This window comes from Microbulbifer sp. A4B17 (assembly GCF_003076275.1).
Lineage (GTDB): Bacteria > Pseudomonadota > Gammaproteobacteria > Pseudomonadales > Cellvibrionaceae > Microbulbifer.
The window spans coordinates 1550115-1563288 of sequence record NZ_CP029064.1; the positions used below are offsets into that span (position 1 = coordinate 1550115).

The window sequence follows — 13174 nt, forward strand, 5'->3', positions numbered from 1 at the left end:
AGTGTTACCAAATGAGAAGCATGGAGTTGCGCAGAGCTTTCCCGCCACACTCCTAATTGCACTCTACAACCATCCCAACTCTCTCAAGCTGGATATTCCAGGGTAACAGTACCTCAAAATTCTCAACGGATTGGCAGTGAGGAATCTGCTCAAATGCCTCCACATAATACTTGTAGGGGGCAAGGCCGTGGTGCTTGGCTGTGCGAATCAAACTGAAGTGCAGGCATAATGCTTTAGCGCCATTGACTGAGGATGCAAATGGCAAGTTCTTACGAGCCATGATAAAGGGTTTCATTATCATGTTCTTTCTTTCCAAAGCCTGAAGCTGCGACTCCGTAGGAATTATCCCCTCCTCAGCCACCTTGGCCCCTAGCGCCTTTAATCGCAATTTGAAGTTGGGCTAGGTCATACCGCAGCCAGATGCTACGAACTCGACTAGGAGACACAAATACACGGCGTTTACGCGGCTCATTGCAAACGCGTACCTGTCCATGGATGGGTTCTTGGAGGGAATAAACCAAGACGGCCTCCTTGTACCGATAGAAAGGGCCTCTCGATACACCCAGTATCTTACAAGCTTTGGATATATTGCCGAGCTCTTCTACCAGATTTAGTAATCCGGTCTTGTGTTTGATGATGCGATCATTAGTATGGATCATGGGGTATACCCTTGGTTTTACTTTTAGGTTTAGGCACCTTCATCAAAACCGGTAAACCCCTCTTTTTCAAGAGAATGTGTCAGATTTGGTCTGAATTAATCCAGATAAATAGCGATCCCTCCTGATAAGTAATCGACGTTAGCAAAAGTTCGTTAAGCGTTTTCAGCGTCGCACATACTTTCCAAGCCTTCTGCCATCTTGTCTTGAAGGTTTTCCTTCATTCTGACGGTGAGGGCAAATTTTGTCAATTGTACGGCGGGCCAAGCTATAGCGTAACAGGTCAGAATCTGTAGCATTGTCGTACACAAAGCGACGATCTTTTGTATTTTCATAGGTAAGATCGAGTAGTGGATGTAATAGCCCCCTTTTAGGGGGCTGAGGGCAATTCCGCATTGTGAGAATAAGGATTTTTAGAATAATGTTCAAAGAGGTGGTGTTTTTCAAATAAACAACTGTTAATACTCAAGCTACTCGATCGACATCAACCAGCCCTCCGCCTCTGCCGCCCTTAGGCATGCGATCCTGGTGCGTACACCGAGAATTCGAAATATGGTACGCAAATGCACTTTGATAGTATTTTCCTTACAGTTGAGACGAGCTGCAATCTGTTTATTGGATAGGCCTTTCTTAAGTAATGTTAACACCTGCTGCTGTCGTGGAGTTAGGGGTAAGATCTGCTGCCTTCGCACCTGTTGCCAAGGACGCGCGACCCAGGTCTCACCTGCTGAAATTGCTCGGCAACCGCAAAAAAAAGTTTCTATATCATCTTGCTTGTTCAATACTCCAACAATGCCGAAATTCAAATAAATATCGACTTGTGAAGTTAGCTCCGGATCCGCAAGAATCGCAACTGGGACTCGATTTTTAATGCGTTCTACTTCATTTAAAAGGCTCACTGTGGACCTAATGAAAAGTTCATCAAGCAGTATTATGTTCCAGTGATCAAGATCTCCTATGGCGGCTATCACCGCCGGTGAATTACTTTCTATGACAACTCTACTGGAGGGGGAATGCTCGGTAATTAAGGAAGCCAATGCATTACCAAATAACCTCTGGCGGCTAGCAAACAATAATCTTAATAACGAATCCGAGGACTCTATTGATAGGCATGCCTGGTTCATATTTCTTTCACTTAAATATCTGTCAGTATGAATAGGCGGGAACAATAGAAAACACTTGAAAGGGTATCTATAGACTTCGCCCTGTAACTTAGTGGGCAACTTTAAATTTAAAAGCATGTTGTTTTCGATAAGGTCAAACTTAAAAATACTAATTATTTATTTACTGCTAAAGGGGGAAAGTTACTCTAACGTTTAATTTTTAATTATTTTATCTGCAATTAATTCTGATTGGTTACCTGTTTTTATGAAATATCTCCTGTGCTAGATGGCATGCTGTAATCGTAAATTTATTATTGTTTAGGTGGTTGCTTAGTGTTTTATAGTGAGTGCTTTAATATGGATATTATACTTATCAATACTTCTGACAGTTTCATGCAGCTATAGCCTCATAGTCACTATACCGTTCGTAAATACTGGCAATTTTTCCACATCTTAGGTCCAGATATAACTCATAGAAATATCTGTCCATGAGATGTTGGTTGAACTACGGCGCTTCCAGCTGGCGATTGAAATAACCGTCGCTTCATCTGTTTTCTTTGCTCCTTGGTTTCGGATAATAAGTGCAATTGGTAAGAGGGGCTCAGTGGGTAGAGTCGGCCCCCTTCCTGACCAAGAGAAAGGAGCTGATGAGCTACTGCCAACTGAGCGAGAACGAACGATACCAGATTTACAGCCTAAGAAAAGCCAGATACTCTTGAGTAAATTTCCGGCTTGCTTGAGCAAGATGAAAATTTGTATTTGGCCATAAAACCATTTATCTGCTATCTAGGCTGATAAGGAATGTGGTGGGGCTCCGTACGAGAACTTGCAGCACAAGGATAGGCCCACAACAAATGAGCTAATGAAAAGTCAACTCAAGAGCACATCAAGAACGCCATCAGCATCAAATAGCGTCCACAAGTTGTCGATGTTTAATCTCGTATCAGAGACTGGGAGATTGATACGGTTTTAGGCCACAGTGGTGCCCTAGCTACTTGTAGATCGTAAGAGCAGATTTACTCTCCCTCAGTAGATTTAGCGCCAGACGGCAGTGTTGGTTACAAAGGCTACCAAGCTTAGGCCGTATAGGCACTTAGTACACACCATTATCACCGATAACGGCAAAGAATTTTCTCTACACGAGAAGATTACTGAGGCTCTGGATGCGCAGGTCTATTTTGCGCATCCGTATTTATCTTGGGGGTGGAGCCTGAATGAGAATACTATTGGCCTGATCCTACCCATCAACAACGGACACACTGCTAAGCAGTTAGTTGCTCCTCAAACGCTTCAGGGCTGAGATAGCCGTTGGCGCTGCGAAGGCGATCGATCTGCTTGTTGACAAGCCTGAATTTATTGGGTGAATACGGTTCTCTGTAATTTAAAGACGGATCTCCGTAGCACCAGTCATACGAATAGAACGAAATATGCACACCGTCCGCCATTTGGCTGAGTTTCAATATCGGTTTAATCGAAGATTTGCTTTTTCGGCACCTACTTCAAGACTTGACTTTATCTCATTCTGAGCGCCGTAGATAACAGAAATGTTACAGAAAATTGGCTTAGCATAGATGGTAACCAAGTAAGTTTAAGTTCATTTGAATATTACACGAAAGTAGTACCACAAATTTGGCATGGATTTATCAATTTCCTACCCCTAACCTGATGCAGGCTACAACATGATGTGCACTACAACATGGTCTAGCAAGATTTTGTAAGGCTCATTCAGCAAAATGTCATCAAATGGCAAAGTTTCCTGGAAGGCTGTCATGCGACAAGTAGATACAAGTGTAGTAGAGGAAGCCAAAGGCTTATTAAGTTTTATCGATTATGGAACTTTAATCAACGCTCCTTTTGATTCTGTGGTGAACGTAACCTTCCTTTACATATACGAGGGTAGGCAGATATATCTTGTTGTTCTGTCTCTTGTTATTGTTCCGATTCCATTAATTACTGTCGATGAAGTCGATGTCCAAGTTAAGGAAAATATCAATGCCTTACCCTTACAATCGACAGAACAAGGCTCTCAGAGCCAGGTGGGTGGAGAGCTAATTTCAAGTGGCAAAATAGGTTGGAGCCCATTTAGCCCCAATGCCAGTTATTCAACTAAACAGAACTCCAAAGCAACACAAGACTCGCGATGTTCAGTCGAATACACCCAGAATGTACAAGTGCATGCCACCCAGGCCGAGTTGCCTGCTGGGCTGACAACCGCTCTTTATATCCTATCTAGTGCAAATGTCAGAATCGATGGTATTCCTGATTGGTTGTCTTTCGATTTGTCGTCACTCGGACAAACTATTTCCGGAGAAAAGGCCTCACGATTACGGTACCGACGGATGACAAAAGACAAGTCAATCTCTTACTATAGATTTCCGAACAGAACCAAGAAAAAGCTAGTGGACTGCAACCTTTTCAACTCAATATTTCAGCCAATATTGATAAAGTCACTAAGACTGGTGCATTCCCTATTCGAGTTGATGGGGCTTTACCTCCATCCTAGTTCGCAAGCGTCCATTAAAGCAGATTCAACATCGATGATGCTACCACTAGTAAAGCGATTACAGTAACCGTAACCGATACAACTGGAAAAGCTCCAGCCAGTGCTACTGTGACTGCAACAGTTAATGGAAAACTAACTGTGGATCCTTCCAGTGTGAGTATAACCAATGGTCAAGGAGCTGTAACGATCATGCTTAGGGTGATAAGAGCAATGTTACATTGACCTACACCCAAAAAGGTAGTTCGGTAATTATGACGACAATTAACGTAACTCTAACCTGAATTTTTTTGCGACGGTGGTTGAACACTACCGTTGCTTCATTAAATCCAAGGAGAGGTAGCAGTGGCGACATTACAAGAAATTGTTGAGGCTATACTTACGGACTTAAATTGCGCTCAAGATTATTCAAATAAGTTAATAAGTACGCTGGCTGAAAAGAATCAGGATGACTATTTGTTGCAAAACCTCTCCGTACCAAATGTCGCGTTGAAAGAATTGGAGGTTGATCTTAGGGTTGTTTTTCAGGGGGATTCAATTAAAACTAAGGAAGCACCTCAAAAAGAAAACTTAAAAAATAATGTAAATTTGAAAAGAATCCGTGAATTCACCAATAAAATAGTTGGACTGGTTATTGATGATGTTGCTAAAAGAATTAGATCAGCCGCAGAGGTAAATCCCTCCACCGAGCTGCATAAAATGGGCCTGCGAGTAGCTGATGCCATCGTCAAACCATATGTAGTTCAAAGTCTTGTTAATTATTTGTTACCCTTAATGAAGGATGTAGCGAATTCTTCATCCGATCCCAAGGTTTCTATAGAAGTTTTACTTGAGAAGGTAAGAGATAAGCTTGGAAAAGTTCTTTCAGAAGATAAATTGATAGAAAAATCATCAGTCAACATAGGAGATTATTTAACGAATGCTTTAGTTGTCCATAAACAAACAATTGAAGATTGGTATGAGGAAATGCAGAAGCTAGAGGATAATGTGAAAGCTGCTTCATTAGGAAGGTTACTTTCTTCTGATGTGATTATTGACAGTAAGAGTTTGTCCGAATTTACTGAACAAATGGCACAGAAAATAAAGCTATGCGTAAATCTAAAATGTATCATTGTATAGATTCTGGTACTGATTTTAAAATACCGACGCCAGAAAATAATTAAGTAGGAAAATAGAAATGTCAGATAATTCTGCCAGCTCTGTAGATCTAGCAGCCATTTTCTATGCTCCTTTAAATACGGTTGCTAATGCTGACTTTATGATAGTAGGACAGTTTGTTCAATACATTTCTGAATCTGGTGATTCGGAACCTGGACAATCTACGTATTATCGCAAGTATGTCATTTTGGACGTTGCGCCAACGGAGGCCATTGCTGAAGGTAGCGGAGGGTCTGGTTCCTCAACATCTTTGGATGTCAATATCTGTGTGTATCGTAATATGCATCGAGCAGATATTCCTTCAGGTAAACGTAGGCTACTTTTCTTGTTAATGTTTAGTCTGCTTATCGAAACTAGCTTTATTTATCAATTAACTTAAGTGTCACTGATTCAGAAAATCTTTCTTCAGAGGTTAAAATGGTCAACGTGGCGAATAAAAGCCATCTTCGAATTTTAATTTTTGAGGCAGGTAAAAGCTGAAATGATTTCATTGCAAATGTGAATATATATACAGAAATGGCTCATAGAAATTAACAGCGTTCCACCAATATCGAAGTGTTTTAATTTGAGGTAGGTGGAACAAGGATGCCCTATCAGGGCTTTGGTACTTAAAATTATAAGTCGATTTAATATTTACTTTAATTTTTTATTGGAGAAACCCTATGATTAGGAATTTCTATTATGACACTATAATTTTTGATGCAAATCTATCTAAAATTTTTATATAACTATATTTTTTCTTAAAAATTTATGTAAGAGATACAAATTTTTATTGCAGAAAAATTTAGTGTAAGTGGTATATAGGTGGATAACTATCAAGAAAATGTAGATTGGTCTGAATGCTAGGATAAAGATAAGGATATAGGCTTTTCCTTTATCAATACAACTGAAGGCAGCAAAGATACTAATCATCTTTTTAGTAATCAATATAATGGGGCACCAAAAATTGGAAGGATCCGTGGCGGCTATCATTTCGTTTCCTAATCGTTCCAGTGGTTCAAAAAAGCTCAGTTTTCTAGTGGATAATAAAATCAATTGGTCTATGGATGGTAAGACTTTGCCCGGAGTTATAGACGCTGAGCTAACCCTCTTGGATCGCTCCTCTACGGATTGACCATGGGCCTGATAATCGGTTGGATAAAAAACTTTAACGACACATATCTTGCAAGTTATGGACACCTACTAATCATCTATGACAAAGCTATTTGGTGGTATCAGAGTGATATTGGTAATTTCGGTTCACCCTCCACGTTGGGTGGAAAATATTCAAAATTTCCATTGCCGATTACGGGTAATTAGGGATCCTATGATTTTTGGTGGTTTATCGAATACCCAAATTGCCGTAATCATATTTAAAGAAGAATTTTAGCAGCTTAAAAATCTATTCTTTCATACTAAAATTGCTATGACGAAATTTACTAATGATGAGTAAGAGTTCCTTAGAAAGACGTCTACTGCGAGTTAATAGAAATAGAACGATTACTTTCTCAAATACAAGAAGGGTTGCAGCGGTTATATATTGAAGCCGTATTACATATGTATTTACTAGTGTTACATCATGACACTAATAGATTTTATGAGATTTATTAGTTTATTATCGCCAAAAGATATTGTTCTTCCTGTCGGGGTACTGAATAAGTGATATTAGGAAAGTGAAGAGGGGGTAATTCCTTCGAGGTTTTAGGCGAAAAACTATACACAATATATTAAATTTCTTATATGGCGAATACTTCATTAATGCATAGTTTAAAGAGGTGAATACATGTTAGATCGTTTAGGTGTAAAAATATGCAAATGTATATTTGTCTGGTGAAATGCCGATATTTATCCACATTGAATTAAGTTACCATAATTAATTTGTGTATTAACCTTTCAGGAAAACTATCGACTTAATTGCTATAAACAGGAGCATTCCGGTGAATACTGATCCGTTAGTAGAGGTTAGAAGAATTGATCTTAAAATATGTCAATCAAATAATTATGATTTAGTATTTAATAGAATTTACAAAGCAATTATTGTAAATTTGGAGGATCAGAATTTCACTGTGGGGAGCTTATCTAAAGCTGCATTTTTAAGTAGATCGCAATTGTATAGAAATGTAAAAAAAAATATCGGGGTTTCGCCACAATTTTTAATTACCTGGCTAAGAATAAAAAAAGGGGCCCAATTTCTGGAGAGCGGAGTGGATAATATTACCTGGATTTCATATAGTGTTGGATTTAAGAGTTCTTCTCACTTTAGTCGAAGATTTCGTTATCAATATGGAATTCCACCGTCAAAATATAAATGTCTCCATTCAACTTTGAAGTGCATCATTTAATTATCTGGAAACTAACGGTCAGCCGAAGGTAACATCCGTCTATTCTTTTCCGCCATGAGTTAAAGTGGTGACAAAAGCTACCGACAGATGGCCGAATACCAGTGATGTCAGCTCTGGTTGTTAAAGGAATGTGATCAGAAGCTGTTTCATAACTTCAGTAGTGTAATTAACATACAGGCAATATAGAAAAAAGCTCTGCAAGAAGATAAATAGCGATCCCACCTGATGGCCAAACGACGGTAGTTCCCTAGTCATGCAAAAGTTTGTTCAACGTTTCCAGTGTCGCGCAGACCTTCTAAGTTTCTGCCATCTTATTTCGTAGGTTTTCTTCTATTCCTTCGGTGAGGGTAAATCCGGTCAATTTCACGTTGGGACAAGCTATAGCGTGACGGGGCAGAATCTGAAAATTTACCATATACAAAGCATCGTATTTTTGTATTTTCAAAGATAACATCGAGTAGTGGCTGCAATAAATTTACTTCTGCTGGTGAGGCCGAAGTAACGGTGCCTCCCAATGGAATACCTTCGCCATCGACCACCACCATCCACTTTATACCCTTGCGCCACCTGGTTTTCCGGCTCCTGCTCCCCTTTTTTTTCTGAAGCAAAGCTGCCATCCGAAAAGACCTCCTCCCAGTTAAGCAAAGACTGTTGATCCAACAGCTCTAGGAATCTTCTCCATGCCTGTAACCAAGCGCCTTGCTCTTCCCAAAACTGGAGCCTTCTTCAGCAAGTTCTTGATGATGGATAAGATGGAGGTAGATCCTTTCATCGTACTCCCGACCGCAAAAATCATAAAATACCTTCAAAACATGTACGTTTATCAATGGGTTTGAAGTCACCTTTTTTACGTTTTGCTTGGGAAGGCAAGGCTCAATCAATTTCCACTGATCGTTGGTTAATTCTGACTTAAATCTACTCATATTTACTGGTCATATCATTCCATAAGGCTACTAGAATAATTGATTTCAAGTTATGAAACAGGTTCTAGAGTCAGAGGGCAGTCGCCAGGGAGACTTGAGTTAGTCAGCTATAGTTTACAGACAGCTAGTTCATAATTGAGGTTTAAAAGGCTACCACTGTAAATAAGCATCAACGGATGACTGAAGAGCAATGTAGAAAGAAGAGGAATCCAAAAAAGATGCCACCGAAAACAATTACATAGATATACAGTAAACTGAAGTTGTAATGTAGCCCGGAGCAACGTTCCAGCTTGCTAGAGTAGAGCAGGAAGGAAACCTGTTAATTAGCCCTGAAGTTCTTTACCTACAAGTCTGGGCTGATAAGCAATTGAATGGGACCCTATGCGAAAATTTGTGGTGCAGGGGTAGGCCCTACATAAAATCATCAAATGGAAAGTCAACTCGGGGGCACATCAATACGCCATCATCATCGAACAGCGTCTACAAAATATCGATGATGCATCTTGCATCGGAGACTAGAAAATTGCTACCGTTATAGCTAGAGGCCTTTTGGGAGTGGGGGCAGAACGAGAATACTATTGGCTTGCTGTGTCAGTACTTTCTGAAATAAACTGATTTCAAGCTTGTGAATCAAGCAGATGTCGGGGCGACTATTGCGCGTTTAAATAATCGCCCCAGTAAAATAATAGGATATAAAACTCCTAGATAGATAGTCGGATAATATTAAGCTGCTACAGATCCAGCAACCTGAAGGATGATACTCCTCATAGTTGAATCCACGATATTTAATTATTAGCATTTATAAGTTTATTAAGAGTATTAATATCTGTAGGTGGAGGCGTTACCTTATCTGATAAAGGCATTCTCTCATATGCATGTTCTAGCTTTAAATCATAATGATTAGAAGCATATGAAGGTCCATTATATCTACGCGCAAACTCAGCCCATGCGCGACTTCTCAAATACATTTGCAAACTATTCGAAACTATAAATCTCGCCATGATATAGAGCTGTGCTCCATCGGAATACATCATAGCTTCTACAAACGCCAGCACTGTTGAGAACCCACAAGCCTTATAATTCGCTCCCAATATCTGACCAAGCCCCCATGAACAAGAAGCAAGAGCTGCATCTTTATTAATAGCCATAGCTTTTTCAAGCCATAGATATCGATCTGATTGTGTCACTGGATATGGCATTGTGCCTGGATAAGGGTATGCTAAATTCTCACGTGATGCTCTCTGACGCTGTTTTGGTATAGTTAGCTCCCGATAGAAAATATGAGGCTCGTTGAGTATGATTGGTCTATCTTCATATCCAAAACCTTTTCCCGCACTTTCAACCGAAAGAACTGACTTTAATGCGGCTATTTCACACCCAAGGTATCCAGCTATAATTCTTATATCATCATCATTCATAGGTAGTGCTGCACCAGAGAAATTCATGTTGGACATATTTGCACCAAAATAATTATCACCACATTCATTAAAATTATAGTCTATCTATAGAGCCCCTGATAAGCTATAGTCAAAATTGGGTAAAAGAAGAAACCTCTGTATAAATTTCTGCAAAAATAGGGTGCAATAATACTCGATAGTGAGCAAAATAAAGTAACACAGATCATACTCCAAGTCGGCTTTACTGAAACTGAGTAACGGAACAAACGTAGTAAGACCCATCAGCAAAAAATTTCTTTTACCCAAGGACACTTTAGTTTCATGTACTCGCCTTGTGGTTAAGATAAAACCCCCTATGCAATCTTTGGACGTGGCCGCAGCCCTTACAGGTTGAGAGTTATACTGCGGATTTATAACATACATTTATTTTACAATCTTAGTGACCCAGCAATGGAGGATTCTCTCTATTAGATTGGGGATATGTACCACTTTGCTGGCCTGACACTTACAAAGCCTACTCCTGATGAGACTACTATCCTTGATTTTTGCCGCCTACTAGCACACCCGCTGGGACGCCAGCAATTTGAAGAGATAAGAGGCAACATCGTAGATATAATGATTATCAATGCACCCAGCTCCATTAGAAATGGTAAAAAGGCTTATGAGCCATAGATGTATCCGATCAAAAAAAATGGCAGTAATTTTTGCTATGAGAGTGTATATCGGATTTTATGAGTCAGTCATAGGGCGAGTTCTACATAGCTAGGAAAAATGAGTCTGGGGTGGATTTGGGTACATTTTTTAGGGAGGACTTATCTATTGGGAAATGTTTTAGGCTTGCTTATTTTTAGCTAATTCAACACATAGGTAATCCACTATCTATGGTGGTGAGACTTGACAGGGTTCTGCCGTTCCGGCGTGCAGAGTAAAAACATGACCTTCATGATGCGGCAAGTTATATAAGAAGCCTGTTTTCTAGCTTGGCAGTGCCAAGCTCACATGAAACATCATTGCAGATACTACTTGGTATTTGTCTCAAAGTATCGAAAGAAAGCATAAACTAGGGTAAGGGAAAGGAAACCAATATTAGAATATTTCATTTTTACCTTCTTAAGGTTGGATAAATCTGATATTAACAATCAAAAGTTTGGACGATTTTAAAATTTTTTCTTTTCTCTATGTTGTAATCTCGATCGAAAGAGAAATACAACTGGGTTCGCAACGAGATTTGCAAGCCATAAAAAGGGGGCGACTGCACCAATTTGATAGTGGCTAATCGCTGTGAGCCTAAGGAGTTATCTTTTCTAGATCGATGTACCTCATACCTGAGGCGTTAAGAACTCCTTAGTGGTCTCGAAGTGCGTATATCGACAATTGTTTTACTGCGAGTGAGAATTCTATTTTAGACACTCGAGTTGGGTCTTGGAGTGGCTTGAAGCTGTTTTATAACTTGAAATCAGTTATTCTTGGGCATTCATGGAATGATAAGAACAGTAAGTTTGAGTAGATTTAAGTTAGAATTAACCGACGCCCTGTGGGTGTTGATTGAGCCTTGCTTTCCCCAGCTAAACGTGGAAAAGGTGGCTGCAAACCCATTGATAACCGTGCATGTTTTAAAGGTATTTTATAATTTTTGCGGTCGGGAGTACGATGGAAGGATCTACCTCCATCTTATCCATCATCAAGAACTTGCTGAAGGAGACTCCAGTTTTGGGAGGAGCAAGGCGCTTGGTTACAGGCATGGAGAAGATTCCTAGAGCTGTTGGATCAACAGTCTTTGCTTAACTGGGAGGAAGTCTTTTCGGATGGCAGCTTTGCTTCAGTAAAAAAAGGGGAGCAGGAGTCGGAAAACCAGGTGGAGCAAGGGTGCAAAGTGGATGGTGTTGGTCGGTGGTGAAAGTATTATATTGGAAGGCACTGTTACATCGGCCTCACCAGCAGAAGTTAATTTATTACAGCTACTACTGGATGTTACTCATGAGGGCCTCAAAAAAATTCACTGATTTTCAGTAGAATAGCCCAACCTCCCTCTGGTAAAGGTTATTGTCTAATGCAGCCGAATTTTTTCGGTCTTGATGACCGCCATCGCTAGTTAAATGAACATGATCCATTGGTTGCTCTGCGTTAGCCGACTGGTTGGGAGGACTTCAGAAGCACTTTGAATAAAATTCCGAAATCTCCAAGGAAGAGTAATGCTGGAAGAAGACCCTTTGATAAGGTGCTGATGTTCAAGGCACTTATAATACAGCATTTATATAACCTATCGATGATGAGCTAGAAAATCAGATACACGACCGATTTTCATTTTGTCGATTTCTGAGCCTAAATCCGGAGGACAGAATACCGGATGCCAAGACCATCTGGTTGTTTTGTGAGTGACTGGTAAAGGCAGGACTCATGAAATCTCTCTTTTTAGATTTCAATTTGTAACTTTAGGTACAGGGACACAAAGCTCGGAAAGTGTAAATAGTTTTAAGCGATACATGAGCCACATTATTTAACTTGCTCTGGCAGACTAGCACGATGCCCCCTCCATCAACTTCGGAGGGAAGCCCCATGAATCAGCAGCAGTAGCAAAGTCATGTCATGGCCTACGAGAAAATCTCTCAGTCCAAGCGCGCTTATACTCGTAAGCACAACCTAAATTACAGCCAGTTCCTCTACTGGTACCACAAACTACCTGAACAAACTTCGGTGTCTGATATTGCCGACTTTGTTCCCGTGGATATCAAGTGTTCCACAACCACTAGGGGAAACGAAAACGGTGAGTCGGGCAATTAAGCAGATGTTGAAACCGTATCAAGCTATTTGTAAAACCATTACCTTCGATAATGGAGGTAAATTTACAGGTCATCAGTCGATTGGGCAGAAGCTAGGCTGCAAAATATATTTTGCGAAACCTTACCACTCCTGGGAGCGTGGGCCTAACGAAAACACTAATGGTCTTTTGAGACGCTTCTTCCCGAAAGGAGTGGAAATTGGCAAGATGCCAAAAAGTCGTATTGATGATGCAGTGTTTCGAATCAATGCTCGACCAAGGAAGGTGTTAAATTACTTGAGCTCACTGGAATTTCTGGTGGGTAAACGTGTGTCATTTATGTTGACAATCTAGGAGT

General features: G+C 40.1%; 10 protein-coding genes and 4 pseudogenes. 10 read left to right on the plus strand and 4 right to left on the minus strand.

All coding sequences use genetic code 11. From position 1 onward, the window contains the following. Window positions 1-52: 52 nt before the first annotated feature. The 3 genes and pseudogenes from BTJ40_RS06900 to BTJ40_RS06915 all read right to left on the minus strand — a co-directional run bounded on the left by BTJ40_RS06900 (window position 53) and on the right by BTJ40_RS06915 (window position 1780). On the minus strand, window positions 53-295 hold the full coding sequence (locus BTJ40_RS06900; RefSeq protein WP_238152242.1) for a transposase domain-containing protein: 243 nt from the start codon (window positions 293-295) through the stop codon (window positions 53-55). Between the two features lie 9 nt (window positions 296-304). After that, window positions 305-659, minus strand: a pseudogene (locus tag BTJ40_RS06905) (helix-turn-helix domain-containing protein); the annotation flags it as partial. A gap of 467 nt (window positions 660-1126) precedes the next feature. Further along, the gene (locus BTJ40_RS06915) at window positions 1127-1780 is read right to left on the minus strand and encodes a response regulator transcription factor (RefSeq protein WP_157953942.1); all 654 of its coding nucleotides are present in this window, start codon (window positions 1778-1780) and stop codon (window positions 1127-1129) included. Between the two features lie 1072 nt (window positions 1781-2852). Between BTJ40_RS06915 and BTJ40_RS23085 the strand changes: the two are divergent. The 7 genes and pseudogenes from BTJ40_RS23085 to BTJ40_RS06955 form a co-directional block, all read left to right on the plus strand. Beyond that, window positions 2853-2996: pseudogene (locus tag BTJ40_RS23085) on the plus strand (IS30 family transposase); the annotation flags it as partial. Between the two features lie 117 nt (window positions 2997-3113). Beyond that, window positions 3114-3285: pseudogene (locus tag BTJ40_RS06930) on the plus strand (IS1595 family transposase); the annotation flags it as partial. A 243-nt stretch (window positions 3286-3528) separates the two neighbouring features. Continuing rightward, complete coding sequence (locus BTJ40_RS06935) at window positions 3529-4329, plus strand: hypothetical protein (RefSeq protein ID WP_108732398.1); 801 nt, start codon at window positions 3529-3531, stop codon at window positions 4327-4329. 275 nt (window positions 4330-4604) lie between these two features. Then, window positions 4605-5378 (plus strand): hypothetical protein, encoded by a 774-nt coding sequence (locus tag BTJ40_RS06940; RefSeq protein ID WP_108732399.1) that lies wholly within the window; start codon window positions 4605-4607, stop codon window positions 5376-5378. 58 nt (window positions 5379-5436) lie between these two features. After that, window positions 5437-5796, plus strand: a complete 360-nt coding sequence (locus tag BTJ40_RS06945) for a hypothetical protein (RefSeq protein ID WP_108732400.1) — start codon at window positions 5437-5439, stop codon at window positions 5794-5796. Between the two features lie 482 nt (window positions 5797-6278). Continuing rightward, window positions 6279-6401, plus strand: a complete 123-nt coding sequence (locus tag BTJ40_RS23090) for a hypothetical protein (RefSeq protein ID WP_369974282.1) — start codon at window positions 6279-6281, stop codon at window positions 6399-6401. A gap of 932 nt (window positions 6402-7333) precedes the next feature. Next, window positions 7334-7738 (plus strand): helix-turn-helix transcriptional regulator, encoded by a 405-nt coding sequence (locus BTJ40_RS06955; RefSeq protein ID WP_157953943.1) that lies wholly within the window; start codon window positions 7334-7336, stop codon window positions 7736-7738. 1708 nt (window positions 7739-9446) lie between these two features. Here BTJ40_RS06955 and BTJ40_RS06965 read toward each other — a convergent pair. Next, a complete protein-coding gene (locus tag BTJ40_RS06965; RefSeq protein WP_108732404.1) occupies window positions 9447-10115 on the minus strand; it encodes an N-acetylmuramidase family protein in 669 nt (222 codons plus the stop codon). A gap of 2205 nt (window positions 10116-12320) precedes the next feature. Here BTJ40_RS06965 and BTJ40_RS23095 point away from each other — a divergent pair. The 3 genes and pseudogenes from BTJ40_RS23095 to BTJ40_RS06990 all read left to right on the plus strand — a co-directional run. Then, on the plus strand, window positions 12321-12437 hold the full coding sequence (locus tag BTJ40_RS23095; protein ID WP_108735201.1) for a transposase: 117 nt from the start codon (window positions 12321-12323) through the stop codon (window positions 12435-12437). A gap of 207 nt (window positions 12438-12644) precedes the next feature. Next, on the plus strand, window positions 12645-12839 hold the full coding sequence (locus BTJ40_RS06985; RefSeq protein ID WP_108732407.1) for a hypothetical protein: 195 nt from the start codon (window positions 12645-12647) through the stop codon (window positions 12837-12839). After that, window positions 12817-13170, plus strand: a pseudogene (locus BTJ40_RS06990) (IS30 family transposase); the annotation flags it as partial. The gene BTJ40_RS06985 and the pseudogene BTJ40_RS06990, both read left to right, overlap by 23 nt. Window positions 13171-13174 lie beyond the last annotated feature (4 nt).